The organism is Streptomyces laculatispora (assembly GCF_017353455.1).
Lineage (GTDB): Bacteria > Actinomycetota > Actinomycetes > Streptomycetales > Streptomycetaceae > Streptomyces > Streptomyces laculatispora.
Genome location: NZ_JAFMPZ010000355.1, coordinates 1 through 3,032, shown reverse-complemented (window position 1 = coordinate 3,032; position 3,032 = coordinate 1). Strand labels below are relative to the sequence as shown.

Annotated in this window: 1 protein-coding gene; it reads right to left on the bottom strand. The window is 74.5% G+C overall.

What is annotated here, in order from left to right:
* Window positions 1-2,841 (bottom strand): SCO1167/SCO6262 family helicase (locus tag J1C73_RS18850; RefSeq protein WP_207317433.1); only part of this gene is annotated, 2,841 nt, incomplete at its 3' end.
* Window positions 2,842-3,032: the final 191 nt, after the last annotated feature.

The window sequence follows — 3,032 nt, the reverse complement described above, 5'->3', positions numbered from 1 at the left end:
GGCGATCAGCCGGTGCACCTGGACCGGCTGGGTCTGGCCGATGCGGTAGGCGCGGTCCGTGGCCTGTTCCTCGACGGCCGGGTTCCACCAGCGGTCGTAGTGGATGACATGGGCGGCCCTGGTGAGGTTCAGCCCGGTGCCCGCCGCCTTCAGGGAGAGCAGGAACACCGGCACCTCGCCGGACTGGAAACGGTCCACCATCCGTTCCCGCTCGGCCACCGGCGTACCGCCGTGCAGGAGTTGGGAGGGAACGGCCCGCGCGGTGAGATGCGCGGAGAGCAGCCGGGCCATCGTGACGTACTGGGTGAAGACGAGGACGGAGCCGTCCTCGGCGAGGATCGTGTCGAGGAGTTCGTCGAGCAGGTCGAGTTTCCCGGAGCGGCCGACGAGCCGGGTCGGCTCCTCCTTCAGGTACTGCGCGGGGTGGTTGCAGATCTGCTTGAGCGAGGCCAGCAGCTTCATGATGAGGCCGCGCCGGGCGATGCCCTCCGACGCCTCGATGTACGCCATGGTCTCGCGCACCGTGGCCTCGTAGAGCGTGGCCTGTTCGCGGGTGAGGAAGACGGGGTGGTCGGTCTCCGTCTTGGGCGGCAGCTCGGGGGCGATGCCCGGGTCCGACTTCTTGCGGCGGAGCAGGAAGGGCCGGACCAGCCTGGAGAGCCGCTCGACCGCTTCGTCGTTGCCGATCCCGGCAGCCGTGCCGGTGTTCTCCACGATCCGGGCGTGCCGGGCCCGGAACGCCTTGAGGGGGCCGAGCAGTCCGGGCGTGGTCCAGTCGAGCAGCGCCCAGAGCTCGGAGAGGTTGTTCTCGACGGGGGTGCCGGTCAGGGCGACCCGGGCCGGGGAGGGAATGGTGCGCAGCGCCTTCGCCGTCGAGGAGTGCGGGTTCTTCACGTGCTGCGCCTCGTCGGCGACGACCAGTCCCCAGCTGTGCGCGGCCAGTTCGGCCGCGCTGGAGCGCATCGTGCCGTACGTGGTGAGGACGAAGCCGCCGTCGGGTTCGGCGAGGGTGCGGTCGGTGCCGTGGAACCGGCGCACGGGTACGCCGGGGGCGAAGCGGTTGATCTCCCGGTGCCAGTTGCCCAGCAGCGAGGCGGGGCAGATCACCAGGGTGGGCGCGGGGTGGGCGCGGTGCAGGTGCAGGGCGATGAGGGTGATCGTCTTGCCGAGGCCCATGTCGTCGGCGAGGCAGCCGCCGAGGCCCAGCGAGGTCATCCGGTCCAGCCAGGCCAGCCCGCGCAACTGGTAGTCGCGGAGCGTCGCGTCGAGGCCGGGCGGCGGTGCGATCGCCGTGTCGTCATCGACGATGCGGGAGCGGAGCGCGGCCAGCGCGCCGACCGGCACGGCGTCGACCTGCTCGCCGTCCACCTCGGCGCTGCCGGTCAGGGCGACGGCGAGGGCGTCCACCGGGTCGAGGAGGCCGAGCTCCCGCTTGCGCGCCTTGCGGACGAGCGCGGGGTCGACGACGACCCACTGGTCCCGCAGGCGCACCACGGGGCGGTGGGCCTCGGCGAGCACGTCCATCTCGGCCTCGGTGAGCTGCTGGTCCCCCAGCGAGAGCTGCCAGTTGAAGGCGAAGAGCTGCTCGGCGTCGAAGAACGCCGTGCCGTCGGTGGCGGTGCCCGGCGCCGGGCGCACCACGGCGGCCGCGGTGAGGGAACGGGCCAGCTCCCGGGGCCAGTGCACGCTCACCCCGGCGGCCGAGAGCCGGGCCCCGGCATCGCTCAGCAGCTCGTACAGCTCGTCCTCGGTGAGGGCCAGTACATCGGGGACGGGCTGGTCCAGCAGCCGTTCCAGCGGGGCCCAGACGCGGGCGGCGCGGCGCAGCGCGAGCACGGCGTCGATCCGGGCCCGCGGGCCGAAGGGCTCGCCCGCCCCGCCGGCCCACAGGGCGGCTGCGTCGACGACATAGGTCGGGTCGGCGAGGCTGTGCACCTGGGTGATGGCCGCGGCGGCATGCCGCGGGGCGGCCGGACCGTCACCGCCGGGGATCTCCACCGCGCCGGAGAGGTCGGCCGCATCGTCGGAACCGGCCGTGTCATCGGAACCGGCCGTGTCGAAGAGTTCGTACGCGGAGAGGTCCAGGCGCAGCGACACCCGTACGCCCGCGTCCAGTCCGGCCGCGACCGCCACGGCCCACTCCCGGGCGCCGGGCAGGTGCTGGGCCTCCCGGGCGGCGAAGGGCGCCCCCATGGCGAACGCCGCCGCGGGGGTGCGGGGCAGGGTGTCGGCCACCGCGTCGAGGAAGGAGGCGATGAGCGGCTCGGGGTCGGGAACCTGGAGGGGCGTGCGGTCGGGGAACGGCACCGCGTACCCCTCGGGGGGCATGGCCGCGGCGACCGCACGCAGATGGGCGACGTCCTCGGCGGCACGCGGCCCGGCCCGCCAGGCGTCGTGGTCCTCGGACGTCAGCCCGGGGAGCATCCGGCCGCGGGCCACCAGATGGAGCGCGTGCAGCGCGGCGGCGCCCCAGCAGCGGGTGGCGGGGTGGGCGGACTGGTGGTGCCGGGCACGGGCCAGCAGGGGTACGGCGTCGGCCAGGGGCAGCACGAGGGCCGGCACGGTGTGCCGGCGGACGTCACCCTGACCGCCGTGCCGCCGGACGACCGTGATCTCGGAGACCCGGTCGCCGGTGCCGACCGCGAAGCCGGTGCCGGAGGCAAGGCCGCTGCCGGACGTTTCGCCGGGGGCGGTCGTTTCGCCGAGGCCGGGGAGCGGGGCCCCTTCCGGGTCCCAGAACGCGATGCGTCCCTCTCTCGGCAGCGCTGCGGGGAGGAAGACGGCCGCACAGCGCAGCAGGCGGCCGACGGCCGCGTCCTGCGGCGGTGATGCGATGGCCACCGGCCCCTCCCCTCATGTCCAAGGCCCTGGTCGCGGGCTCCGAGTGCGCTGTCCCCGGCGCCTGACCGGCACCGGATCCCTCTGACTCGCGAGTCTAGGCGGGGGGTCTGACAGCGGACCACAACGGGCCCGCCGCCGCCCCCTCGGTTCGGACGGGGTACGGCGGCGGGCCCGTGGGCCGGTGGCATCAG